Origin of the sequence: Streptomyces sp. NBC_01003, from assembly GCF_045162695.1 — a bacterium.
GTDB lineage: Bacteria > Actinomycetota > Actinomycetes > Streptomycetales > Streptomycetaceae > Streptomyces.
Genome location: NZ_CP108707.1, coordinates 4,295,103 through 4,318,435 on the forward strand (window position 1 = coordinate 4,295,103; position 23,333 = coordinate 4,318,435).

A 23,333-nucleotide genomic window follows, 5' to 3' on the forward strand; every position below is an offset into this window, starting at 1 on the left:
GGGGGGCTTCGTGCGTAGCCGGCGGCGATATCGACCCAAAGCGACCCGCTCGTGATGCCCCACGTGGCCGAAAACACGGAGCGCCCCGCCATACCCGGCCGTAAGCTCACGGATATGCAGGTGATCCAGTCGACGAAGCTCGCCAATGTCTGTTACGAGATCCGGGGCCCGGTGCTCGAGGAGGCGATGCGTCTGGAGACAGCAGGCCACCGCATCCTCAAACTCAACACCGGCAACCCGGCCGCCTTCGGCTTCGAGTGCCCGCCCGAGATCCTCGAGGACATGCTCCGCAACCTCGGCGACGCGCACGGCTACGGGGACGCGAAGGGCCTGCTCGCGGCCCGCCGCGCGGTGATGATGCACTACCAGACCCTGGGCGTGGAGACGGACGTCGAGAACGTCTTCATCGGCAACGGCGTCTCCGAGCTGATCGTGATGGCGATGCAGGGCCTGCTCGACGACGGGGACGAGGTCCTCGTCCCGGCGCCGGACTACCCCCTGTGGACGGCCGCGGTCTCTCTCTCCGGCGGCACCGCCGTGCACTACCGCTGCGACGAGCAGTCCGACTGGATGCCCGATCTCGCCGACGTGGAGCGGAAGATCACCGACCGCACCAAGGCGATCGTGATCATCAACCCGAACAACCCGACGGGCGCCGTCTACAGCGACGACATGCTGCGCGGCCTCACCGACATCGCCCGCCGCCACAACCTCCTGGTCTGCTCGGACGAGATCTACGACAAGATCCTCTACGACGGCGCGACGCACACGCCGACCGCCGCCATCGCCCCGGACCTGCTGACCCTCACCTTCAACGGCATGTCGAAGGCGTACCGGGTGGCCGGCTACCGCGTGGGCTGGATGGCGATCTCCGGGCCGCGCGCGCACGCCGACTCGTACATCGAGGGCCTCACGATCCTGGCGAACATGCGCCTGTGCGCGAACATGCCGGGCCAGCACGGCGTCGTCGCGGCGCTCAGCGGACGCCAGACGATCAACGACCTGGTGCTCCCCGGCGGCCGTCTGAAGGAGCAGCGGGACACCGCGTACGAGCTGCTGACGCAGATCCCGGGCGTGACGTGCGTGAAGCCGAAGGGCGCGCTGTACCTCTTCCCGCGGCTCGACCCGAAGGTGTTCAAGGTCAAGGACGACCGGCAGATGGTCCTCGACCTGCTGCGCGCCGAGAAGATCATGGTCGTGCACGGTACGGGGTTCAACTGGCCGGAGCCGGATCACTTCCGGGTGGTCACGCTGCCGACGGTCGGCCAGCTCACGGAGGCAGTGACCCGCATCGGCCGCTTCCTGGACGGCTACAGCCAGCCGTGAGGACCGCCTGAGCGCCCCCTTCGGGGACAAGACTCAACTTTAGACTGAATCTAAGCTAGGATGGTCTTCAAGCTACCAGCCTGGAGGCCATTCCATGTACGAGCCGATCCGCACCAAGTCGGTCCATGCCATGGCCGACCCCGGCGACTTCCCGCACCGCTCCCGCGAGGAGGAGCTCGACATCCAGCTCGCGGGGCACCTGGCCGCCCTGCTCGCGGTCACCGACGAGCTCGGCCTGGGCGAGGTGGGTGACCGCATCGCCGACCAGGTCGCCCGGCTGCGCGGCACGCCGCCCGCCCGGCACACCGGCCGAACCGACGCACCCGCACTCGCGCTCCACCGCCGCGCTCACGCCCTCGCGGGCCGCGCACTGGTGGTGGCCGCGTCCCGCGCCGACACGGCGGCCGCGATCCTCGCGGCCGAGCAAATGGACGCGCACACGGCCGCGATCACCGCTGCCACCACCCCCGCCGCACCCGCTCGACTGGTCGGCGCCCTCTGACGGCCCCGGTCCGCGGGCCGGGGAGGTGCGCGGACCGGGTGCCATTCATGTACCGCACCTGGCGGCCGCCGGCTCGCCCGCAGGCGCCGGCCGCGAGGCGGAGCCGCCGGATCCGTCAGGCGTCCACGAGTTCCCTCGAACCCAGCTTCTCTCGTGACGATTCGAGGTTGCGGGTCACCCGGTCGAGGTGATCGGGGGGCACTTTGCCACTCTCGAGGAGGCGTTGGCTGCAGTTCGCCGACTCCTCATATTCTCCGATCCAGTAGGCGGCTACGGCGAGTTCGTCGAGTGCGTGCCACTCGTACCATTCGAACTCGACGAACAAAGTGTCTTTCGGGTACGGAATCTGCGCTGCCTGCCGCGCGAACATGTACGCAAGTGGCCAGCGCTCGCCGTTCATGCGGCAATAGCGTGCGAGTCCACCGAGGGCTTCGGCGCCGCGCGAGGGACGGCTCTCGTACGCGCGGAGGTAGCGGTCGATCACCTGAGCCGGCGGGCGGCCGATCTCTGCCGCGAGCCGTGCGGCGTAGAGGTGCGCACAGAAGACTTCCTCGGCGTAGCCGCCCATGCGTGCCCGGCGGTCGTAGGCGACGAGTGACTTTTTCGGCTCTCCGGCATCGCGCCAGCTCTGGGCGAGGTAGAAGACGTAGCGGGAGTTGTCGGGTTCCTTGATCAGGCCCTTCTGAAGGATCTTGGCGTCCCGCAGGTACTTCTTCCGCTGGCCTTCCTCCTTCAGGCGTGCGCCGCCCCCCACCGAGAGGATGTTGGCGCCCTTGAACGTCCCGAGGCTGTGCGACGTTCCGCACTCGATGTACTCGTGCAGGACGCCGACATAGCGCCAGGGCAGCCGAGTCGAGACCAGAGCCTGGCGCCAGTGGATGAGTGTCCCGCTGTGCAGTGCGACATGGTAGGCGTCGTGAGTCAGCTCCGGCATGCGAAAGCCGGGCTCCACCTCCATCAGGTCGTCGGCGTCGATGAACAGCAGATAGTCGGCTTCGGAGCGTGCCAGGTCGATCGCCTCGCTGCGGCTCCCGTCGTATCCCTTCCAGGGACTCTCGTACAGGGTGCCGGGCAGATCGCTGAAGACGTCACGGATGACGTCCTGGGTGCCGTCGGTCGAGCCCGTGTCCAGGATGACCCAGGTGTCGATCAAAGGGCGCACGGATTCGAGGCAGCGGCGGATGACATGGGCCTCGTTCTTGACGATCATGTTCAAGCAGATCGTTGATTTCACAGGCTTCATCCTGCTCTTTGAGGTAAATCACCAAAACGGATAGGCATCTGACTGCACAACACTGGCCAGGCAGGCGCGCCGAGTTGACGCAGGGCGGGGCTCTTGAAACTCTTCCCGCGGCGACACGGCGCAGGATCGGGCTCTATCGCTTACGCTCCAGCAGCGCGACAGTCAGACCACTGAGGGGGACCGTCCCGGAGGTGGCGTACTGCGCACGCAGCGCCCTGGCCTGATCCGCGGGGACCGCATTCAAGGGATCCGGATCATTGCCCGGCACCACCACCCAGATTCGACTCTCACCTCTCAAGCACGTGACCGGCGCCGGACAATAAACCGGAAACAGTTCGTTGTTCTCGGCCGCCGGTTTGGCGACGAACACTTCCCGCGGCTTCAGACCGGGTCGAAGATAGTAACGAACTCCCTGGTCGAGCATCCACGGAGCTCCCTTGACATAGACCGCCGCATCCCCGGAGCGGTAATACTTTTCGATGGTCCGCGCGGCTGCCTTATAGTCCGCATTGTGCGGGACATCGTGTTCGAATTCCCCTCTCATCCTGCGCTGGTCGGGCAGCACGAGCAGACCGACCACGGTCAGAACCACGGCAACCGTCAGCCAGGACCGCGCCGCCCGGGCAAGGCCGGCCCCCGCCAGGACCGTCCAGACCGGCACCGTGAACAGGGCGTACTGAAAACGGAAGTAGGAGACATCCCCGTGGGACGCCGCCCACAACACGAAAGGAGGCAGCAGGGCCACGGTGAAGCACAGCAGAAGGGCATCGCGGCGCTCCTTCCCTGCCATGGCGGCCAGCGTCATCACCACTCCGGCACACAGGCCGGAGGTGAACAACTGGGGCCAGAAATCGGCCAGGCCCCACAGGTCCGGCTCGGGAACCCAGAAAAGCTGACGGGACGCCTGCGACGTGCCCAGCACGACCACCGGGATCACACCTGCCGCACCGGCCAGAGCCGCGAGGCAGAAGCGCCACAGGACGCCGCCCTCCTGCCGGGATCGGTGGACGACCACGGCGAAGTGCCCCGCCAGAACGGTCAGCGCGATCAGGTGCAGCAGCCCGACGACCGCCACACACAGGGCGTACCCCGCCCAACGCCACCAGCGCCTGGGGGCATCGAGGGCACGGAGCAGCAGGAACGTCGCCAAGGTCGCGGCCAGGACCACGAGGGCGTAACTGCGAGCCTCCTGACCGAACCGGCTCACGACGGGAATCAGGGCGAAGAGCAACCCGCCGCACATCCCGGCACGCGGGTCGAAGAGCCTGCGCCCGATCAATGCCACCAGAGCCGCTGTTCCGCTCATGGCCAGCGCCGAGGGCATGCGCATGGCTGTCTCCGAGTAGCCGAAGACGGCCATCCACCCGTGCATCAGAACGTAGTACGTGGCATGCACCGCGTCGACGTTCTGCAGCATCGCCAGAGTCTGGCCCAGGCTGCGACGGCCCACATCCGAGGTGACGAGCTCATCGGTGCCCAGCTGAGGGCCGTCGATCCGGAGGAACACGATCGCCAGCGTGGTCAGTGCCGGCCACATCCATAGACCGACAGATGCCCCAAGGGGTCGTTTCCGCCTCGTGGTCTCCGGCTGAGTCTCTGCGTTCTGAACAGGGCTGGTAAGGGTTGTCACGGAAACAGTTTTAGAGCCGCCGCATGGCCGCACGGCACAGCCACGGACAAAGAAACCCGTCATTCGCCTGATCGGCCCTCAGGCACGGCGTCGGCCCAAACCGATAATCCAAGTCTTTCACCGACCAGCGTAGGCACTGCACACCAATGGATCTCTTACGGGTTACTCATGCTGAGCCATTGTGTTGATCGCTTTGCGTACCGCTTAACCGCATTGCGCTCACTGTCGAAGATCCCGAGGGGCTCAAAAGAGCTTCCGGAAAAAACACACAGGTTCCCCAAGGAGTAAAACAGATGAGTCCTGAAAACGGGACCCAATCCAAGCTGGGCCCGCTTCCCCGGCGCGGTAGGTGGATCGCCGGCGGTGCGGTGGCATCGCTGGCCGTCGTGGTGCTCGGCTTCACCAGCCCGGCTCTCGCCGCGACGTCGCAGACGGCCGGAGTGGCCCAGGCGGGAGCGCAGGGCGGCGACAAGTGTAAGGACAAGGAGGACCGCTACGGTGCCCCCGGTGTCCTTGGCTACGGCGACAAGGACAAGGACAAGTGCAAGGGCCCCAAGGGAGACACCGGTAACACCGGGAACACGGGCAACACCGGGGACACCGGCAACACGGGCAACACCGGCGACACGGGTAACACCGGGAACACCGGCGACACCGGCAACACCGGCAACACCGGGAACACGGGGAACACCGGCAACACCGGCGACACGGGGAACACCGGGAACACCGGGAACACCGGCGACACCGGGAACACCGGCAACACCGGGAACACCGGCAACACCGGGAACACCGGCGACACGGGGAACACCGGGAACACCGGGAACACCGGCAACACCGGGAACACCGGCAACACCGGCAACACCGGGCCGTGCACCGACATCGACTCCTACGCCCCCTCGAACACCGAGGGCTTCTCCGCGGTCCTTCTCCCCAACGGCAATGCTTACGCCTTGAAGCAGGACCCGCGGGGTGCCACGGAGGACGACACCGACGACGAGGTCAACTGGGAGCTCATCTCCGACAACGCCGACTACCCCGACGGTGCCTGCGCCATCGCCATTGAGGATCAAGGCAACGACGCCTACATCAAGGTCGTCACCCAGAGCGGCGAGGTGTGGCAGACCCACGGGGACACCAACGGTCAGAACTGGATCTGGAACGAAGGCTGGGTCCAGATCGAGCCGCCGGCGGCGGCACTAGCGACCCGAGCCTCCAAGTTCATGCGCCCACTGCCCGAGGGCGCCCCGCTGAACTGACCTGTCCCGAAGAGCCAGATGCGACCCTGAACTCGTCGGGATCCCTCTGAAGCGTGTCCGTGCCCGGACCATCCGGGCACGACACACCTGCGTGAGACGGCCGCTTCCCGTAACGGGAAAGGGTTCGGCCCCCAAAGCCGGTGAGTCGGCTTCGGGGGCCGGGGTGCGACGGGCCTGTGATGACGCCACAGGACAGGGCGGAAGTCGGTCGGGCCCGCCGCGTTGTCCTACGGGAGCGGGTCAGCCGAGCCGGGCGACCAGCGCGCGGTACTCGTCCCACAGCTCCTTCGGCGTGTGGTCACCGAAGGTGTTGAGGTGCTCGGGGACCAGGGAGGCCTCGTCGCGCCACACCTCCTTGTCGACCGTCAGCAGGAAGTCGAGGTCGGAGTCGGCCAGTTCGAGGCCGTCCGTGTCGAGGGAGTCACGCGTCGGCAGGATGCCGATCGGCGACTCGACGCCCTCGGCCTTGCCCTCCAGGCGCTCGACGATCCACTTCAGGACACGGCTGTTCTCGCCGAAGCCGGGCCACACGAACTTGCCCGCGTCGTTCTTGCGGAACCAGTTCACGTAGTAGATCTTCGGCAGCTTCGCCTGGTCCTTGTCCTTGGCCACGTCGACCCAGTGGGCCATGTAGTCGCCCATGTTGTAGCCGCAGAACGGGAGCATCGCGAACGGATCGCGGCGCAGCTCGCCGACCTTGCCCTCGGCGGCGGCGGTCTTCTCGGAGGCGACGTTCGCTCCGAGGAACACGCCGTGGTTCCAGTCGAAGGACTCGGTCACCAGCGGCACAGCGGAGGCGCGGCGGCCGCCGAAGAGGATCGCCGAGATCGGCACGCCCTTCGGGTCCTCCCACTCGGGCGCGATGATCGGGCACTGCGAGGCGGGGGTGGTGAAGCGCGCGTTCGGGTGGGCCGCGGGGACGCCGGACTCGGGGGTCCAGTCGTTGCCCTTCCAGTCGGTGAGGTGCGCCGGAGTCTCCTCCGTCATGCCCTCCCACCAGACGTCGTTGTCGTCGGTGAGCGCGACGTTCGTGAAGACGGAGTTGCCCCACAGCGTCTTCATGGCGTTGGCGTTGGTGTGCTCGCCGGTGCCGGGCGCGACGCCGAAGAAGCCGGCCTCGGGGTTGATCGCGTAGAGGCGGCCGTCCTCGCCGAAGCGCATCCAGGCGATGTCGTCGCCGATGGTCTCGACGGTCCAGCCGGAGATCGTGGGCTCCAGCATGGCGAGGTTGGTCTTGCCGCACGCGCTCGGGAAGGCGGCGGCGACGTACTTCGACTCACCCTGCGGCGGCGTCAGCTTGAGGATGAGCATGTGCTCGGCGAGCCAGCCCTCGTCGCGCGCCATGACGGACGCGATGCGCAGGGCGTAGCACTTCTTGCCGAGCAGGGCGTTGCCGCCGTAGCCGGAGCCGTACGACCAGATCTCGCGGCTCTCCGGGAAGTGCGAGATGTACTTGGTGGAGTTGCAGGGCCACGGCACGTCCTGCTGACCCTCCTCCAGCGGCGCGCCCAGCGTGTGGACGGCCTTCACGAAGAAGCCGTCGGTGCCGAGCTCCTCGAGGACGGGCTGGCCCATGCGCGTCATGGTGCGCATCGAGACGGCGACGTACGCGGAGTCGGTGATCTCGACGCCGATCGCGGAGAGCTCCGAGCCGAGCGGGCCCATGCAGAACGGGACGACGTACATCGTCCTGCCCTTCATCGAGCCGCGGAAGATGCCGCCGTTGCCCCCGCTGCCCTGGAAGATCTCGCGCATCTCCGTGGGGGCTTTCCAGTGGTTGGTGGGGCCCGCGTCCTGCTCCTTCTCGGAGCAGATGAACGTCCGGTCCTCGACGCGCGCGACGTCGGTCGGGTCGGAGGCGGCGTAGTACGAGTTCGGGCGCTTGATCGGGTCGAGCTTCTTGAACGTTCCCTTGTCGACCAGTTCCTCTGCGAGGCGCTCGTACTCGGCCTCCGACCCGTCGCACCAGACCACACGGTCCGGCTGCGTCAGTTCAGCGATCTCGTTGACCCACGAGATCAGTTCCTGGTGCTTGGTGGGGACATTGCCCAAAGAAACGGGAGCCGCGATGTCGCGCGCCACGATTGCTCCTAAATGAGGGGTTTTTGTGTTGTTGCCCCTTGGGGGCTGCGACCCGGATGCTTCACGTGTTGATCCCTCTGGCGCTCATCCGGTGCCGACCGCACTCATATGATCATCCGACGCCGGCGCCCATATGTCCAGAGGGCCCCACAGCTGAGCGAAGTGAGGATCGCCACTCGTATGCGTCACTGATCGTCACTCGTATTCGTTACTTACGGCCCCGTAGGTACGATGCGGCACATGACTGCCGCCACGCCATCCGAAGTGACCGCGACAGAGCCCGTTCCGGTGAAACCCCGGCTGCGCGGCTGGCTGCACGCCGGGATGTTCCCCGCGGTCGTCATCTCCGGCCTGGTACTGACCGCGCTCGCGGACTCCACCCGCGGCCGGATCGCCTGCGGGATCTACGTCCTCACGGCCTGCCTGCTCTTCGGCGTGAGCGCGCTCTACCACCGGGGCGACTGGGGCCCGCGCGCGGACGGCGTGCTGCGCCGCCTCGACCACGCGAACATCTTCCTGATCATCGCGGGCACCTACACGCCGCTCACGATGCTGCTGCTCCCCGAGGCCAAGGGCCAGTGGCTGCTGTGGGGCATCTGGGCCGCCGCCGCGGCCGGCATCGTCTTCCGCGTCTTCTGGGTCGGCGCCCCGCGCTGGCTCTACACCCCCTGCTACATCGCGATGGGCTGGGCGGCCGTCTTCTTCCTGCCCGACTTCCTGCACGCGGGCGGCACGGCCGTGCTCGTCTGCGTGATCGTCGGCGGGCTTCTCTACAGCGCGGGCGGCGTGATCTACGGGATCAAGCGCCCGAACCCGTCACCGCGCTGGTTCGGCTTCCACGAGGTCTTCCACTCGCTCACGCTCGCGGCGTTCGTCGTGCACTACGTCGGCATCTCGCTGGTGGCGTACCAGCACGCCTGACCTCGCCCTTCACCCTCCCGGCCGCGGCTTCCGAGCCGCGGCCATTTTTTGTGCCCCGGCCCTCGCGTCGTTCGTGACCCGACCCGTGCGCCCGGGTCCAGGGCCCTTGTGTCCGGATCCAGGGCCCCTGTGTCCGGATCCAGAGGTTGACAGTAGCCACCTTTTGAAAGCTACTCTCATTTCATGGTTACTGTCACCAAGCAGGACTCACCGCGGGACAGCGTGCAGCGCGACCTGCGCCGCTGGTGGGCGCTCGGCGCCCTGGTCGCGAGCATGCTCGTGCTCGGCTTCGACATGACGATCCTCAACGTGGCGCTGCCGACCATGGCCGCCGACCTCGGCGCGGACACCGGTCAGCAGCAGTGGATGGCGGACTCGTACGTCATCGTCTTCGCCGCCCTGATGCTTCCGGCCGGGCTGCTCGGCGACCGGTTCGGGCGGCGCCGGATGCTCATCGCCGGACTCGGCGTCTTCCTCGCGGGCTCGCTCGTGGGGGCGCTCGCGAGCGAGGTCGGCTGGGTGATCGGCGCCCGCGCGCTGATGGGTGTCGGCGCCGCGCTCGTCATGCCGCTCGCCCTGTCCGTGCTGCCCTCGCTCTTCGCCCCCGACGAGCGCACCAAGGCCGTCGGGATCATCTCCGCGGCCTCGGCGGTCGGCATGCCGCTCGGCCCGATCCTCGGCGGCTGGCTCCTCGACCACTTCTGGTGGGGCTCGGTCTTCCTGGTCAACGTCCCGATGGTCGCCATCGGCATCACGGCCTGCCTGTTCCTGCTGCCGGAGACCCGCGACCCCGCCTCACCGCGGGTCGACGTCGTCTCCACCGCGCTCACCGCGGCCGGCCTCGGCGCCCTGATCTACGCGATCATCGAGGCGCCGCACCGCGGCTGGACCGACCCTGTGGTGCTGGTCCTGTTCGCGGCCTCCGTCGCCCTGGTCACCGCCCTCGTCCTGCGCGAGCGGCGCAGCGAGCGGCCGCTCCTCGACCTCACCCTGCTGGCCCGCCGCGGCTTCCTGCTCAACACGCTCGCGGCCACCCTCGGCATGTTCGTCCTGTCGGGCCTGATGTTCGTGCTGCCGCAGTACCTCCAGGCCGTCCTCGGCAACGACGCGCTCGGCACCGGCGTACGGCTGCTGCCGATGATGGCCGGGATGCTGGTGGCCGCGAAGTGCGCGCAGCCCCTGGTCACCAGGTTCGGGCCGCCCGCGGTGATCAGCGCGGCGCTCACGGTCCTGGCGTTCGCCGCGTTCCTCGGCAGCCGCACCACGGCCGACTCCGGTTACGGGTTCACCGCGCTGTGGCTGGGCATCGCCGGGGTCGGCTTCTCGTTCGCCCTCGTCCCCGCGATGGGCGCCGCGCTGTCGGCGCTGCCCGCGGACCGGGCGGGCAGCGGCTCGGGCCTCCTGATGACGGTGCGGCAGGTGGGCGGCGCGCTCGGTATCGCCCTGCTCGGGGCGCTCCTCGCCGGGGCCTACGGCAGCCGCCTCGACACCGACGGCCTGCCCGGTCCCGCGGCGGGCACCGCCCAGGACTCCGTGATGGCCGCCCACGCCGTGGCCACGAAGCTCGGGGACCACGCCCTCGCGTCGTCGGCGAACGCCGCGTACGTCCACGGGATGAGCGTCGTGCTGCTCGTCGTGGGCGTCGCGTCGCTGGTCACCGCCCTGCTGGCGGCCGCCCTGCTCCCCCGTACCGCGCCGGCCACGGGCGTGGCCCCGGTCCCCGGTGATGCCCGAGAATGAGCCCATGGCCCCCTCCGCACGCTCCACCTCCGCCGCCGACCGCCCCGGGATGGGCCTTCGCGAACGCAAGAAGCTCAAGACCCGCGTGGCGATCAGGGACGCGACGTACCGCCTGATCACCGAGCAGGGGTACGACGCCACGACGGTCGAGCAGATCGCAGAGGCCGCCGAGGTGTCGCCGTCCACGGTGTTCCGGTACTTCCCCACCAAGGAAGACATCGTCATCACGGACGAGTACGACGCGATGCTGGAGTCCGAGCTGCGGGCGCGCCCCGCGGACGAGTCGATCGTCGACTCGCTGAAGCATGTGATCGCGCAGGCCGTGCACCTCGGGTTCGACGACGATCCCGAGGTGTCACGGCTGCGGACCAGGCTCCAGGTCGAGGTGCCCGCGGTGCGCTCCCGGATGATGGAGTCCATGTCCGTCACCGGGCAGCTGCTGTGCCGGGTGATCGGCGAGCGCACCGGCCGCGACGCGAACGGCCTGGAGGTCCGCGTCTACGCGATGGCGCTGGTCGGCGCGCTCATGGAGACCACGCTGTACTGGGCCGAGCACGGCCACCAGGAAGAGCTGCGCGACCTGATGGACCGCACGCTGGAGACGTTCAGGAACGGTCTCTAGGGGGGCCGGCGGATCAGGGTCGGATAGGTCACGGCGCCTGGCGCGGTGCGTCGCAAGGCGCTGGAGCGTCCTGATAGCGGAGCTGTTCGGACGTTTCGGCAACGCGGCGAGGTGCCGTGTCAGGCGTCGCGACCCCGGCCATGATCCGCCGGACACCCCCTAGCACCCGGCGGAGTCCGACGGCGTCCGGCTCGCTTCAGTCCTGCAGCTTCACCGCGAGCTCCTGGGCGTCGGTGACGGGGGCGTCGCAGGTGAAGTTGCGGCACACGTACGCGGCCGGGCGGCCGTCGACGAGCGGCCGGTCCGCCAGCAACGGCAGTTCGCCGGAGCCCACTTCGCCCACCGCGACAACCGCGCCCGGCGCCGTGCCGAGCAGCGCCGTGCGGTGAAGCTCGCCGCCGATCTCGCCTACGACGGCGACCTCCTTCGGCCCGTCGAGCAGCGCCTCCGCGACCGCGAGCCCGTGCCCGATGAAACGCGGGGCACGCGGCCCGAGCGCCCGCACCACACCCAACGCCCGCTCGGCGGCGGTGCGATGGGGCTCCGAACCGGTCTGGGCCGCGTACGAGAGCAGCGCGCCCGCCGCCGCGCTCCAGCCCGAGGGCGTGGCGTTGTCGGTCGGGTCCTGCGGCCTGCGGATCAGCTGCTCCGCGTCCGCCGCCGTGTCGTACAGGGCGCCGGACTCCGCGTCGGTGAACTGGTCGAGGACGTGGTCGACGAGGAACCCGGCGAACTCCAGCCAGACCCCCTCGCCCGTCACGGACGCCAGCGTGAGGAAGCCCTCGGCGACATCCGCGTAGTCCTCGAGGACCCCGGCGTTCGCGCCGGCCCGGCCGTCCTTGCTGGTACGGGCGATGCGCGCCCGCGCGTCCATGTGGAGCCGTACGAGCAGGTCGGCGGCGGCGAGTGCGGCCTGCACCAGGTCCGGCCGGTCGAAGTACGCGCCGGTCTCCGCGAGCGCGGCGATCGCCAGGCCGTTCCACGCGGCGACGACCTTGTCGTCCCGCCCGGGGGCCGGCCGCTCGGCGCGCGCGGCGAACAGCCTGCGCCGGACGTCCTCGACCCGCGCGGCATCGAACTCGGTGTCCTGTTGCGGGAGTTGGAGGACGGAGGCGCCCTCCTCGAAGGTGCCCTGCTGCGTCACGCCGAAGTACTGGGCGGCCAGCTCGGCGTCCGCGTCGCCGAGCACCTCGCGCAGCTGCCCGGGCGTCCACACATAGAACGCGCCCTCGACGTGGCGGCCCTCGGCGTCCTCGCTGTCCGCGTCCAGCGCGGACGCGAACCCGCCCTCGTTCGTCCGCAGCTCCCGCACCATGAAGTCCGCGGTCTCCAGCGCGACGCGCTTGGCCGTCTCCGAACCGGTGGCCCGCCACAGATGCGCGTAGGCGCGGCACAGCAGCGCGTTGTCGTAGAGCATCTTCTCGAAGTGGGGCACGACCCATTCGCGGTCGACGGAGTAGCGCGCGAAGCCGCCGCCCAGCTGGTCGTAGATCCCGCCGCGCGCCATCCGCTCGCAGGTGTCGTCGGCCATCTGGAGCGCGCCCTCGGCGCCGGTGCGTGCGTAGTGGCGCAGCAGGAACTCGATCACCATCGACGGCGGGAACTTCGGGGCACCGCCGAATCCGCCGTTCGCCTCGTCGTACTCGCGGGTCAGGCCGAGCAGCGCCTGCGCGAGCTCGCCCTCGCCGGGGATCTGTGTGTCCCCGTACGACAGCTCACGCCCGGCCAGATCGCCCACGATCTTCGCGGCGACCTCGGCGACCTCGTCCTTGCGCTCGGCCCACGCCTGCGCCACGCCCTCCAGGATCTGCCGGAAGGACGCCATCCCGTGCCGCGGCTCGGGCGGGAAGTAGGTGCCGAAGTAGAACGGCTCGGCTTCCGGCGTGAGGAACACGGTCATGGGCCAGCCGCCCTGGCCGGTGGCGGCCTGCACGGCCTCCATGTAGACGGCGTCGACGTCGGGGCGCTCCTCGCGGTCGACCTTGATGTTGACGAAGCGGTCGTTCATGAGGGCGGCGGTCGTCTCGTCCTCGAAGGACTCGTGCGCCATGACGTGGCACCAGTGGCAGCTGGAGTATCCGACGCTGAGCAGCACCGGGACCCCGCGCCGCCGCGCCTCCTCGAAGGCGTCGGCCGACCAGGGCCACCAGTCGACGGGGTTGTCGGCATGCTGGAGAAGGTAGGGGGACGTCTCATGGGCCAGTCGGTTCGGCATGCGCCCCATCCTCGCGCACGTCGGTCGCCGATCGGCCCTTTGATCCCCGGCCTCTCGCGCCGTGACCCCATACGCAGCACACTTGACGCGGAACCGTTGCCGCCGGAGGGGGACCTGAGATGCGAGACAGCCATCGGGCGGAAGCCGAGGGGCTGTTGGCCCGGGCCGTGGAGGAGGAAGTACGGCGTTCGGGCGGGCGCACGGACGGCGGGGTACTGCTGTCCCGTGCGCGCGGTGCGCTCGACGCCATGGCGGAGACCGCCGCCGAGGAGTACGCACAGTTCACACACGCCCTGGACGAGGCCGAGGCCGGGCAGATGTCGTTCGGGCAGCGCTTCGCCCAGGAGCGGGGATCGACTCCCCTGCTGGTCACGGCCGTTGCCTCGGTGGGCGCCTGCGTGGCCGACCTGCTGCTGGGTACGGGCGCGGGGACCGCGGTCGGCGCGGGCGCGGCCGTCGCCGTGGTGGGCGCCGCCACGACCGTCGCGAAGGTGACGGCCTCTCATGTGCCCGCCGCGAGCCGCCGAGCCGGGGCGAGGAGCCAGCCGGGCGGGCCCGAACAGCTGAGACTGCAGTGGCTGACGGCGCTCGACGTGCGGGGAATCCGGCCGTTCCTCGATCAGCAGCGCGTCCTCGCCGCCACCGCGGGGACCGGCGCGAAGAAGCCGACGCCGCAGTTGCGCCGTACCGACAAGAGCGCGGCGGCCAGGCGGCGCAACGTACTGGAGCAGTCGTTCGGCCAACTCCCGGAGCCACAGGGCCCGTTCGCGGGCCGCAGGGCGCAGATGCAGCGCATCGCCCAGTGGGTGCACGCGGCCCGCGCGAGCACCGAGACCCGGCCCACCGTCGTCGTGCTGCACGGCGCGCCCGGCTCCGGCCGCACGACGCTCGCGGTGCGGGCGGCGCACGAGCTGCGCGACCAGTTCCGCGGCGCGTGCGTCGTGGACCTGCGGGGCGACGCGCCCGAGGCCCCGCTGTCGACCCGGGACGCGCTGCTCCATCTGCTGAACCGGCTCGGCGCGCCGCGCGAGCAGCTGCTCTTCCGGGAGCGTTCCTCGCAGGAGCAGCAGGTGCGGCGCCTCAGCGAGCTGTACCACCAGCATCTGACGGGGCTTCCGGTCACGATCGTCCTGGACGACGCGAACGACGCGGAGCAGGTGCGCACGCTGATCCCCGAGCGGTCCGACAGCCTCGTCCTGGTGACGGCGCGCAAGCCGCTCGACCTGCCGGCGGACGTCCCGGCGTGGGTGCACCAGGTGCCGGTGGACGCGCTGGACGCGGCGGGCTCGGAGGAACTGCTGCGCGAGTCCGCGGAGGACGACTCAGGGCCTTACGACTCCGAATCATCGGACACAGTAAGGGAGTTGTGCGGTGGCCTGCCGCTGGCGCTGCGCATCGCGGGATCCGCGATCGGGCCGCGTACGACGCGCGCACTGGCGTCCGACCTGGGCGCGTACGGGCCCGTGGAGCCGGTCGAGCGGGTGCTGTGGCTGCGCTACACCGACCAGCCGGAGGCGGCCCGGCGGCTGCTGCGGCGGCTCGCGCTGGCCGGGCGGGCCTCGCTCGGTGCGGCCGCGGCGGCCGCGCTCCTCGCGACGGACGAGTCGGAGGCCACCCGCCATCTGACGGCGCTGTCACGCGCCGGGCTGATCGACCACGTGCGGGGAAGCCGGTACCGGCTGCACGACCTCGTCCGCTCCTTCGCGCAGGCCCGCCTCCTCGACGAGGAGGAACCGGCCGAGCGGACGGCCGCTCAGGAACGCCTCATCCAGAACTACGCGGAGCTCGCGGACTCGGTGATCCGGCTCGTCGACGGCAAGATGTCGACGCGCGCCGGCCAGGTCGGCCCGCACGGCTTCACCTCGCTGGACGCCGCGCTGCGCTGGCTCGACGACGAGTCCAGCTTCATCACGGCGACGCTGCGTGGCGCGGAGGGCGTCGACCAGGCGGCCGTACTCAATCTGCTCGGCGCCCTGTGCGACTACTGCCTGCTGCGCGGCGACCTCTACCGACTCGGCGAGATCAGCGAGCTCACCCAGGCCGTCGACCAGGGGCTTCTCGTGCGCTCGGTCCAGTGGCGCACGGGTATCGCGGCGCGCCAGCTCGGCGAGCTCGACAAGGCGCGTACGACGCTGGCGTCCGTGGTGGACCTCTACTTCGAGGCGCACCACAACGCGGGCGCGGCCCGCGCCCTGTGTTCGCTGGGCATCACGCTGCACCACCAGGGCCAGCTCAAGGAGGCGGCGGCGAAGCTCCGCGAGGCCCTCGACCTCCAGATCACGGAGGAGACGGCGGGCGACCGGGGCTGGACGCTGCATGCGCTCGCCGCGGTGGAGCGCGACCGGGCCCACGTAAAGGAGGCGCTCGATCTGCTGACCTCGGCGCTGGCCCTGCACCGCGAGAACGAGTCCGTGCACGGCGAGGCGTGGGCGCACTTCCAGCTGGGGCAGCTGTGCCTGCGGATGGGCGACCTGCCGGACGCGGAGCGTGAACTGCGTGCCGCCCTCGACCTGTACAGCCGTACGCGAGACAACCGCGGCGAGGCGTGGGCGCTCACGCAGCTGGCGCGGGTGCGCCTGGTGGACGGCGATGCGTCGGCGGCCGTCGACGGACTGCGCCAGGCCGCCTCGCGCCACCGCGACAACGAGGACGCGCGCGGCGAGGCCTGGACGCTCTACTACCTGGGCCAGGCCCTGGAGGAGAGCGGCAACCTCGACCAGGCGGTACGCGAGCTGGAGCGCTCCCGCACGATGTTCTCGCGGATGCGCGACGTGTACGGGCTCGCCTGCGCCCGCCACCACTCGGCCCGGGTCACGCGTGACCAGCGCGCCGCGCAGACGGGCTCGCTGCGCAACTCCGGCTTCGCGCGCCAGCTCCTGGTCGACGCCCGCGCCGACTTCCAGCGCATCGGCGTCGCGCACGGCGAGGGGTGGACGTGCCTGGAACTGGCGGTGGTGGACGCAGGCAACGGGCGCGCGGCCCAGGCCCTGACCCTGTGCGAGGAGGCGGCGGCACTGTTCGCGTCGTACGGCGACCGCCGCGGCGAGGACTGGGCGAACTTCCTGCGTTGCACGCTGCTGCCGTACGCGTCCCCGGGCGGCTCGGAGATCGGCACGGCCGTGGCGCAGGAGGAACTGTCCCAACTCGCCCGCGCCACCCACGCCGGCCGGGACGCCAAGCTCGACGACTACGTGGAGGCCTACCAGCTCCTCCTGGAACGCGGCGCGGACCTGGAGGCGGGCTGGCAGGCCTGGCGCCTCGGCATGGTCCCCAAGCGCCACGCCCGCGACGTGATGGGCGTGGAGGTGGGGGCGGGGCGCTGAGGGCGAGGCGGTGCGGGGGCTGTGCGCGGGGCGGCGCGTGACGCGAGGCTGCTCAGCGCGAGGCTCTGCGAGCGCGTGGGGCGCGTGAGGCGCGTGAGCGGCTGAGAGCGCGGCGCTGCGAGCGCGTGAGGCGCACGATCGCTGAGGACGAAAACGCCTCGTGGCCGGGACGCCACGCGGCCCGAGGACGCAAAGTGCCGCAGGCGCTGCGTGGCCGGGCGCTCAGGGCGCGAGGCACTGGGTGGCGCGAGGGCGCTCAGAGCGCGGCGCTGCGAGCGCGTGAGGCGCACGATCGCTGAGGGCGAGAGCGCCTCGTGGCCGGGACGCCGCGCGGCCCGAGGACGCAAAGTGCCGCAGGCGCTGCGTGGCCGGGGGCTCAGGGCGCGAGGCACTGCGTGGCGCGAAGGCGCTACGGCCGGGGCGCGGGGTCGCTCAGGGCGCGGCGCTTCGGGCGCGTGAGCACGAGCCCGCTGCGTGGCGCGAGGCGCCGGGCGCGAGATGCCGGGCGCGAGGCGCCGGAGACGAGGGTGCTGCGGGCGTGCGAGCGTACCCGCGCAGCACGAAGCCGCTCGGCGCGGCTCACTGCCGTGCCGAGCGCGTTCCGTTCAGCGGGGCGTCAGCCCTTGGCGGGCGAGGCCGGGGAGCCGGCCGCGGGGTCCGCGGCGGCGTCCGTCTTCTCCTTGAAGTCGACCTTGCCCATGTGGCGGTTCATCGACTTCATCAGGCCCCAGACGGCGACGGCCATCACCGCGAAGACGATGAAACCGAGGACGCCCGGGGTCACCTTGTTCTCGTCGACCTCCTTGGCGAGGGGGACGAGATGCGTCATTGCCAGGCTTGCGCTTGCGCTCATGTCAGGCATTGTCGCGGATGCCCGCAAAGAGGTCGTCCTCGGGGAGGGAGGTATCGACGAGAGACTTCGCGAGCTCGTACTCCTCGGTCGGCCACACCGCCCGCTGGAGTTCCATCGGGACCCGGAACCAGCCGCCGTCGGGGTCGATCTGCGTGGCGTGCGCGATCAGCGCCTTGTCGCGGACCTCATAGAAGTCGGCGCACGGAATGTGCGTGGTCAGCGTCCGCTCGACCCGCTCGAACTCGTCCCACCGCTTGAGCCACTCCGCGTAGGGCGACTCCAGGCCGCGGTCGAGCATCGCCTGGTGCAGCGCCTCGGTGCGCGGCCGGTTGAAGCCCTGGTTGTAGTAGAGCTTCTGCGGCTGGTAGGCCGGGCCGTACTCGGACTCCGGGTACTTCTCGGTGTCCGCCGCGCCCTCGAAGGCCACCATCGAGATCTTGTGGGTCATGATGTGGTCGGGGTGCGGGTAGCCCCCGTTCTCGTCGTACGTCGTGACGACCTGCGGACGGAACGAGCGGATCTGCCTGACGAGCTCCCCCGCCGCCTTGTCGACGTCCTCGAGCGCGAAGCAGCCCTCGGGCAGCGGCGGCAGCGGGTCGCCCTCGGGCAGGCCCGAGTCGACGAAGCCCAGCCACTCCTGGTCGACGCCCAGGATCGCGCGCGCCTCGTCCATCTCCTTCTTGCGTACCTCGTGGATGTTCTCCTCGATGTACGTGTCCCCCTGAAGCTTCGGGTTGAGGATGGAGCCTCGTTCCCCGCCCGTGCAGGTCACGACAAGGACGGCCACCCCCTCGGACACGTACTTGGCCATGGTGGCCGCACCCTTCGACGACTCGTCGTCGGGGTGGGCGTGAACGGCCATCAGTCGCAGCTGCTCAGTCAAGACAAGATCCTCAGTGAATGACTCGGTGAATAAGGCGCCCTCGGTCATACAGCGCATTGGGCGGCTTCTATAGTGACGGAACCGGGGGGCGGAAAATTCCGGCAGTCTGTCCGGGGCCGGTCCTCGACCCGCCCCGCGCGAGAGGAACGATCATGAGTGCGGTGAGTGAGCAGCTCCCGGACGGCCGCTACGGCCGCTCCCGCTCCGCCGACGAACGAGCGGACCGCACCCTGAAGATCGTCGGCGCCGCGCTCGGCGCCCTGCTCGTCGTCCTCATCGGCTGGTTCGGCTACCACTACGTCTTCGGTACGAAGATCAGCGCCGAGGTCATCACCTTCAAGGCCTCCGACGCGGCGGTCAAGGTGCACCTCGAGGTCCGTAAGGACAGCGACGCCAAGGGCTACTGCACCATCCGGTCGCAGTCCGCCGACGGCGCCGAGGTGGGCCGCGCGGACTTCCGCTTCGACCAGCGCGACAGCCGGATCGACAAGGTCGTGACGCTGCGCACCACGGCCCGCGGCACCAGCGCGGAGCTGCTCGGCTGCCACGCGGGGTGACCGCACGGCGGCCGTACGTTCGGCCGTACTGCGGCCGTACGGGTTTCGTCGCCTGACCTGCGGTGACGAATTCTTGATGGCATATGTCCTCCCCCTTCGGCGCCTGAATTGTTAGGCTCGTGGTTTCGCCCACCCGTGAAGGCACATGCTTCTGGGTAGGGCGATGCTTTGTATTCCCAGTACCTACGAGGAGCACCTGTGACCCAGACCAGCGAAGACGTCACCTGGCTCACGCAGGAGGCGTACACCAAGCTCAAGGACGAGCTGGAGTACCTGTCTGGTCCCGCGCGCGCCGAGATCACCGTGAAGATCGCGGCGGCACGCGAGGAGGGCGACCTGCGCGAGAACGGCGGGTACCACGCGGCCAAGGAGGAGCAGGGCAAGCAAGAGCTCCGCATCCGCCAGCTGACCCAGCTCCTGGAGAAGGCCAAGGTCGGCGAGGCGCCTGCCGCGGCCGGCGTCGCTGCCCCCGGCATGGTCGTCACGATCGCCTTCGACGGCGACGAGGACGACACCATGACGTTCCTGCTCGCCTCGCGTGAGTACGCGAGCGCCGACATCGAGACGTACTCGCCGCAGTCCCCGCTGGGCTCCGGTGTGAACGGCAAGAAGATCGGCGAGGACGCCCAGTACGAGCTGCCGAACGGCAAGCTCGCCTCGGTGAAGGTCCTCGCGGCGACGCCCTACGACGGCTGAGAAGCCGTACAACGGCTGAACCGACCGTATGGCGAAGGCCCCCGGCGCGTGCTGCGCCGGGGGCCTTCGCGTGTTCGCGCTCGGAGCCGTAGCCGTCAGGCCGTCGCGTTGCGGTACTTGCGGACCGAGAGCGTCCGGAAGGCGACGATGATCACGACGGACCAGAGCAGCGAGGCCCACACGGGGTGCTGCATGGGCCAGGCGGGAGAGTCGGAGACGCCCGGGTTGCCGAACAGCTCGCGGCAGGCCTGCACCGTGGCGCTGAACGGGTTCCAGTCGGCGATGTGGCGCAGCCAGGGCGTCATCTGGCTGGAGTCCACGAACGCGTTCGAGATGAACGTCACCGGGAAGAGCCAGACCAGCCCGCCCGACGTGGCCGCCTCGGGGGTGCGTACGGACAGGCCGATGAGGGCGCCGATCCACGTGAACGCGTATCCGAGCAGGAGCAGCAGGCCGAAGGCGCCGAGGGCCTTCGGGACGCCCTCGTGGATGCGCCAGCCCACCAGGAGCGCGACGATCGCGAGGACGAGCAGGGTCAGGGCCGTCTGCACGAGGTCCGCGAGGGTGCGTCCGGTGAGGACGGCGCCACGGGACATCGGCAGCGACCTGAAGCGGTCGATGAGGCCCTTGTGCATGTCGTCGGCGATGCCCGCGCCGGCGCCCGCCGTGGCGAACGTGACGGTCTGGGCGAAGATGCCGGCCATCAGGAACTCTCGGTAGACCGCGGGGTCGGTGGTGCCCCCGATGTTCATCGAGCCGCCGAACACGTAGCTGAACAGCACCACGAACATGATCGGCTGGATCAGCCCGAAGATGACGACCTCGGGGATCCGCGTCATCCGGATCAGATTGCGCTTGGCGACGACGAGGGAGTCCCTGGCGGACTGCACGGGGCCGCCCGCAGGGCGGGGCGCGAGGGTCTGGGTGACGGCGCTCACTTGACGGCCTCCTTCTTCCGCTTGGACTGCTTGGCGGCGCCCGCCCCCGAGCCGTTCCCTTCCTCCTTCTCCTCGGCCACGTGGCCGGTCAGGGAGATGAAGACGTCGTCGAGCGTGGGCCGGCGCAGACCGATGTCGTCGATCTCGATGCCGCGGGTGTCCAACTCCCTGATGACCTCGGCGAGGAGCTTGGCGCCGCCGGAGACGGGGACGGTGAGCTTGCGGGTGTGCTGCTCGACGGTGGTCTCGCCCTTGCCGAACCCGGCGAGGACCTCGGCGGCGGGCGTCATGTGCTCCCGCTCGTGGACCACGAGCTCGACCCGCTCGCCGCCGGTCTGAGCCTTGAGCTGGTCGGACGTGCCGCGCGCGATGACGCGGCCGTGGTCGATCACGCAGATGTCGTGCGCCAGGTGGTCGGCCTCTTCGAGGTACTGGGTGGTGAGCAGCAGTGTCGTGCCGCCGGCGACCAGCTCCTGGATGACCTCCCACAGCTGCAGCCTGTTGCGCGGGTCGAGTCCCGTCGTCGGCTCGTCCATGAACATCACGGGCGGCGAGACGACGAGTGCGGCGGCCAGGTCGAGTCGGCGGCGCATGCCTCCGGAGTACGTCTTCGAGGTCCGGTCGGCGGCGTCAGCGAGGTTGAACCGCTCGAGCAGCTCGGACGCGCGCACCTTCGCCTCCTTGGCCTTCATCTGGTACAACTGGCCGACCATTTGCAGATTTTCACGACCCGTCAGATACTCGTCGACCGCGGCGAACTGGCCGGAGAGTCCGATCGAGCGCCGCACCTCGTTCGGATGCTTGAGAACGTCGATGCCCGCGACGACGGCCTTGCCGCTGTCCGGCGTGAGCAGCGTCGTCAGACAGCGCACGGCAGTGGTCTTCCCCGCCCCGTTCGGACCGAGCAGGCCGAGGACCGTGCCCTCCGGGACATCGAGATCGACGCCGTCCAGAGCCCTGACGTCGCCGAAGGTCTTCACCAGACCTTCGGCGTAGATGGCGCCTGGCATGTGGCTTCCCCCATGGGTTGTGGGTGACCTGTTTGGTTGCCTTGCTCAGGAAAGCTTAGGTATGTCCGTCCGGGCACGCCCGACGGATTGGTGACGCGCACCACAAAGTATCGCGATACATCGCGTCTCATCAACTGGTTTTCCGTAATCTCCCGGCTCCACCGGTCAGTCGATGACGAGGTAACCCGCGTCCCGGAGCGCCGCGCCCACCTCGGCGCAGTGCACCGGCCCCTTCGTCTCCAGGTGCAGCTCCACCTCGGCCTCCGTGAGCCCGAGCCGGGGATCGGTCCGTACATGGCTCACGTCGAGGACGTTGGCGTCGACCCCCGACAGCACGCCGAGAAGCGTGGCCAGGGCACCGGGACGGTCCGTCAGACGCAGCCGCAGCGACAGATATCGGCCGGCGGCAGCCATGCCGTGGCGCAGGATCCGCTGCATCAGGAGCGGGTCGACGTTGCCGCCCGACAGCAGCGCCACGACCGGGCCCTCGAAGGAGCGCGGGTCGCTCAGGAGCGCCGCGACCGGGCTCGCCCCGGCCGGTTCGACGACCAGCTTGGCCCGCTCCAAGCAGAGCAGCAGCGCGCTCGACAGCTCGTCCTCGGAGACCGTACGGACCTCGTCGACCAGCTCCTGGACCAGCTGGAACGGCACGTCACCGGGCCGCCCCACCTTGATGCCGTCGGCCATCGTCGCCGGATACGGGATCGACACCGGCCGCCCGGCCTCCAGTGAGGGCGGGTACGCCGCCGCGCCCGCCGCCTGCACGCCGATCACCTTCACATCGGGGCGCACCGCCTTGACCGCCACCGCGATGCCCGCGGCGAGCCCGCCGCCGCCGATGCCCACGACGATCGTGCGCACCTCGGGGCACTGCTCCAGGATTTCGAGGCCGACCGTGCCCTGTCCGGCGATGATGTCCGGGTGGTCGAAGGGGTGGATGAACACGGCGCCCGTCTCGAGCGCGTACTCCTGCGCCGCCGCCAGCGTCTCGTCGACGACCTGCCCGTGCAGCCGCACCTCCGCGCCGTAGTCACGGGTCGCCGCGACCTTCGGCAGGGGCGCGCCGACCGGCATGAAGACCGTGGAGCGTACGCCGAGGAGAGAAGACGCGTGCGCTACACCCTGCGCATGGTTTCCGGCACTCGCGGCGACCACGCCCGCGGCGCGCTCCTCGGGAAGCAGGCCCGCGATCCTGACGTACGCGCCGCGCAGCTTGAAGGAGCCGGTCCGCTGGAGGTTCTCGCACTTGAGGTGCACCGGCGCTCCGACCAGCCCGGAGAGGTACCGGCTGCCCTCCATCGCCGTCATCCGCGCGACCCCCGAGAGCATCTTCTGCGCGCCGCGCACATCGTCCAGGGTCACCGTCGGCAAGGAGTCAGCCGTGCTGTAGCTCATGACGGCAAGTCTCGCAGCTCACGCCGTACGGCTCCTGGTGTGACCACGGTCCGAGACTGGTTTGCGCAGCGTCGGTACGACCCGCCTTCCGGCCGCGTACCCTGTCCCCCAACCCACCACCCCCGCATGAAGTGAGCCCCC

Annotated in this window: 18 protein-coding genes; 9 read left to right on the top strand and 9 right to left on the bottom strand. The window is 69.8% G+C overall.

Going from position 1 to position 23,333, the window contains the following annotated elements:
• Positions 1 to 114 precede the first annotated feature (114 nt).
• Together OG698_RS19545 and OG698_RS19550 are read left to right on the top strand one after the other, a co-directional pair.
• A complete protein-coding gene (locus OG698_RS19545) occupies positions 115 to 1,326 on the top strand; it encodes a pyridoxal phosphate-dependent aminotransferase (protein ID WP_100598258.1) in 1,212 nt (403 codons plus the stop codon).
• Between the two features lie 94 nt (positions 1,327 to 1,420).
• Entirely contained in the window at positions 1,421 to 1,828 is a 408-nt protein-coding gene (locus tag OG698_RS19550) for a hypothetical protein (RefSeq protein WP_406104362.1), read from the top strand.
• Positions 1,829 to 1,943: 115 nt separating this feature from the next.
• On the opposite strand, the gene OG698_RS19555 is transcribed toward OG698_RS19550, so the two are convergent.
• Entirely contained in the window at positions 1,944 to 3,038 is a 1,095-nt protein-coding gene (locus tag OG698_RS19555) for a glycosyltransferase (protein WP_406104364.1), read from the bottom strand.
• Between the two features lie 166 nt (positions 3,039 to 3,204).
• A complete protein-coding gene (locus tag OG698_RS19560; RefSeq protein ID WP_406104365.1) occupies positions 3,205 to 4,608 on the bottom strand; it encodes a glycosyltransferase family 39 protein in 1,404 nt (467 codons plus the stop codon).
• Positions 4,609 to 4,994: 386 nt separating this feature from the next.
• Here OG698_RS19560 and OG698_RS19565 point away from each other — a divergent pair, with 386 nt between their 5' ends.
• The gene (locus OG698_RS19565; protein WP_406104366.1) at positions 4,995 to 5,957 is read left to right on the top strand and encodes a hypothetical protein; all 963 of its coding nucleotides are present in this window, start codon (positions 4,995 to 4,997) and stop codon (positions 5,955 to 5,957) included.
• Between the two features lie 240 nt (positions 5,958 to 6,197).
• Here OG698_RS19565 and OG698_RS19570 read toward each other — a convergent pair whose 3' ends face one another.
• Complete coding sequence (locus tag OG698_RS19570) at positions 6,198 to 8,039, bottom strand: phosphoenolpyruvate carboxykinase (GTP) (protein WP_406104368.1); 1,842 nt, start codon at positions 8,037 to 8,039, stop codon at positions 6,198 to 6,200.
• Between the two features lie 231 nt (positions 8,040 to 8,270).
• Between OG698_RS19570 and OG698_RS19575 the strand changes: the two genes are divergently transcribed.
• From OG698_RS19575 to OG698_RS19585, 3 genes are all read left to right on the top strand, one after another.
• Entirely contained in the window at positions 8,271 to 8,960 is a 690-nt protein-coding gene (locus OG698_RS19575; protein WP_406104369.1) for a hemolysin III family protein, read from the top strand.
• A 183-nt stretch (positions 8,961 to 9,143) separates the two neighbouring features.
• Positions 9,144 to 10,700 carry a DHA2 family efflux MFS transporter permease subunit gene (locus OG698_RS19580; protein WP_406104370.1) on the top strand — a complete coding sequence of 519 codons (1,557 nt, stop codon included), beginning with the start codon at positions 9,144 to 9,146 and terminating at the stop codon, positions 10,698 to 10,700.
• A 4-nt stretch (positions 10,701 to 10,704) separates the two neighbouring features.
• A complete protein-coding gene (locus OG698_RS19585; protein ID WP_406104371.1) occupies positions 10,705 to 11,322 on the top strand; it encodes a TetR/AcrR family transcriptional regulator in 618 nt (205 codons plus the stop codon).
• 196 nt (positions 11,323 to 11,518) lie between these two features.
• Here the strand turns inward: OG698_RS19585 and OG698_RS19590 are convergent, their stop codons facing one another.
• Entirely contained in the window at positions 11,519 to 13,537 is a 2,019-nt protein-coding gene (locus OG698_RS19590) for a thioredoxin domain-containing protein (RefSeq protein ID WP_406104372.1), read from the bottom strand.
• A gap of 119 nt (positions 13,538 to 13,656) precedes the next feature.
• Here OG698_RS19590 and OG698_RS19595 point away from each other — a divergent pair, with 119 nt between their 5' ends.
• Positions 13,657 to 16,860, top strand: coding sequence for a tetratricopeptide repeat protein (locus OG698_RS19595; RefSeq protein ID WP_406104373.1), 3,204 nt, complete (start codon positions 13,657 to 13,659; stop codon positions 16,858 to 16,860).
• Positions 16,861 to 17,476: 616 nt separating this feature from the next.
• Here OG698_RS19595 and OG698_RS19600 read toward each other — a convergent pair.
• Positions 17,477 to 17,722 carry a hypothetical protein gene (locus tag OG698_RS19600; protein WP_356289583.1) on the bottom strand — a complete coding sequence of 82 codons (246 nt, stop codon included), beginning with the start codon at positions 17,720 to 17,722 and terminating at the stop codon, positions 17,477 to 17,479.
• Positions 17,715 to 18,575: a mycothiol conjugate amidase Mca gene (gene mca / locus OG698_RS19605; protein ID WP_406111156.1), complete on the bottom strand. Its 861-nt coding sequence runs from the start codon at positions 18,573 to 18,575 to the stop codon at positions 17,715 to 17,717. The genes OG698_RS19600 and mca overlap by 8 nt, the downstream gene beginning before the upstream one ends.
• A gap of 173 nt (positions 18,576 to 18,748) precedes the next feature.
• On the opposite strand from mca, the gene OG698_RS19610 reads away from it, so the two are divergent.
• Both OG698_RS19610 and greA read left to right on the top strand, forming a co-directional pair.
• Positions 18,749 to 19,153, top strand: coding sequence for a DUF4307 domain-containing protein (locus OG698_RS19610; protein WP_383095649.1), 405 nt, complete (start codon positions 18,749 to 18,751; stop codon positions 19,151 to 19,153).
• A 198-nt stretch (positions 19,154 to 19,351) separates the two neighbouring features.
• On the top strand, positions 19,352 to 19,849 hold the full coding sequence (gene greA / locus OG698_RS19615) for a transcription elongation factor GreA (RefSeq protein WP_406104374.1): 498 nt from the start codon (positions 19,352 to 19,354) through the stop codon (positions 19,847 to 19,849).
• A 95-nt stretch (positions 19,850 to 19,944) separates the two neighbouring features.
• On the opposite strand, the gene OG698_RS19620 is transcribed toward greA, so the two are convergent.
• The 3 genes from OG698_RS19620 to ilvA all read right to left on the bottom strand — a co-directional run bounded on the left by OG698_RS19620 (position 19,945) and on the right by ilvA (position 23,192).
• On the bottom strand, positions 19,945 to 20,787 hold the full coding sequence (locus tag OG698_RS19620; protein WP_406104376.1) for an ABC transporter permease: 843 nt from the start codon (positions 20,785 to 20,787) through the stop codon (positions 19,945 to 19,947).
• Positions 20,784 to 21,797, bottom strand: a complete 1,014-nt coding sequence (locus OG698_RS19625; RefSeq protein ID WP_406104378.1) for an ATP-binding cassette domain-containing protein — start codon at positions 21,795 to 21,797, stop codon at positions 20,784 to 20,786. The genes OG698_RS19620 and OG698_RS19625 overlap by 4 nt, the downstream gene beginning before the upstream one ends.
• Before the next feature lie 165 nt (positions 21,798 to 21,962).
• Positions 21,963 to 23,192: a threonine ammonia-lyase gene (gene ilvA / locus OG698_RS19630; protein ID WP_406104380.1), complete on the bottom strand. Its 1,230-nt coding sequence runs from the start codon at positions 23,190 to 23,192 to the stop codon at positions 21,963 to 21,965.
• Positions 23,193 to 23,333: the final 141 nt, after the last annotated feature.

Coding starts and splice junctions, on each gene's coding strand:
- OG698_RS19545 (WP_100598258.1), top strand. CDS start 115: ATGCAGGTGATCCAGTCGACGAAGCTCGCCAATGTCTGTTACGAGATC.
- OG698_RS19550 (WP_406104362.1), top strand. CDS start 1,421: ATGTACGAGCCGATCCGCACCAAGTCGGTCCATGCCATGGCCGACCCC.
- OG698_RS19555 (WP_406104364.1), bottom strand. CDS start 3,038: ATGATCGTCAAGAACGAGGCCCATGTCATCCGCCGCTGCCTCGAATCC.
- OG698_RS19560 (WP_406104365.1), bottom strand. CDS start 4,608: ATGTGGCCGGCACTGACCACGCTGGCGATCGTGTTCCTCCGGATCGAC.
- OG698_RS19565 (WP_406104366.1), top strand. CDS start 4,995: ATGAGTCCTGAAAACGGGACCCAATCCAAGCTGGGCCCGCTTCCCCGG.
- OG698_RS19575 (WP_406104369.1), top strand. CDS start 8,271: ATGCGGCACATGACTGCCGCCACGCCATCCGAAGTGACCGCGACAGAG.
- OG698_RS19580 (WP_406104370.1), top strand. CDS start 9,144: ATGGTTACTGTCACCAAGCAGGACTCACCGCGGGACAGCGTGCAGCGC.
- OG698_RS19585 (WP_406104371.1), top strand. CDS start 10,705: ATGGCCCCCTCCGCACGCTCCACCTCCGCCGCCGACCGCCCCGGGATG.
- OG698_RS19590 (WP_406104372.1), bottom strand. CDS start 13,537: ATGCCGAACCGACTGGCCCATGAGACGTCCCCCTACCTTCTCCAGCAT.
- OG698_RS19595 (WP_406104373.1), top strand. CDS start 13,657: ATGCGAGACAGCCATCGGGCGGAAGCCGAGGGGCTGTTGGCCCGGGCC.
- OG698_RS19600 (WP_356289583.1), bottom strand. CDS start 17,722: ATGCCTGACATGAGCGCAAGCGCAAGCCTGGCAATGACGCATCTCGTC.
- mca (WP_406111156.1), bottom strand. CDS start 18,575: ATGGCCGTTCACGCCCACCCCGACGACGAGTCGTCGAAGGGTGCGGCC.
- OG698_RS19610 (WP_383095649.1), top strand. CDS start 18,749: ATGAGTGCGGTGAGTGAGCAGCTCCCGGACGGCCGCTACGGCCGCTCC.
- OG698_RS19625 (WP_406104378.1), bottom strand. CDS start 21,797: ATGCCAGGCGCCATCTACGCCGAAGGTCTGGTGAAGACCTTCGGCGAC.
- ilvA (WP_406104380.1), bottom strand. CDS start 23,192: ATGAGCTACAGCACGGCTGACTCCTTGCCGACGGTGACCCTGGACGAT.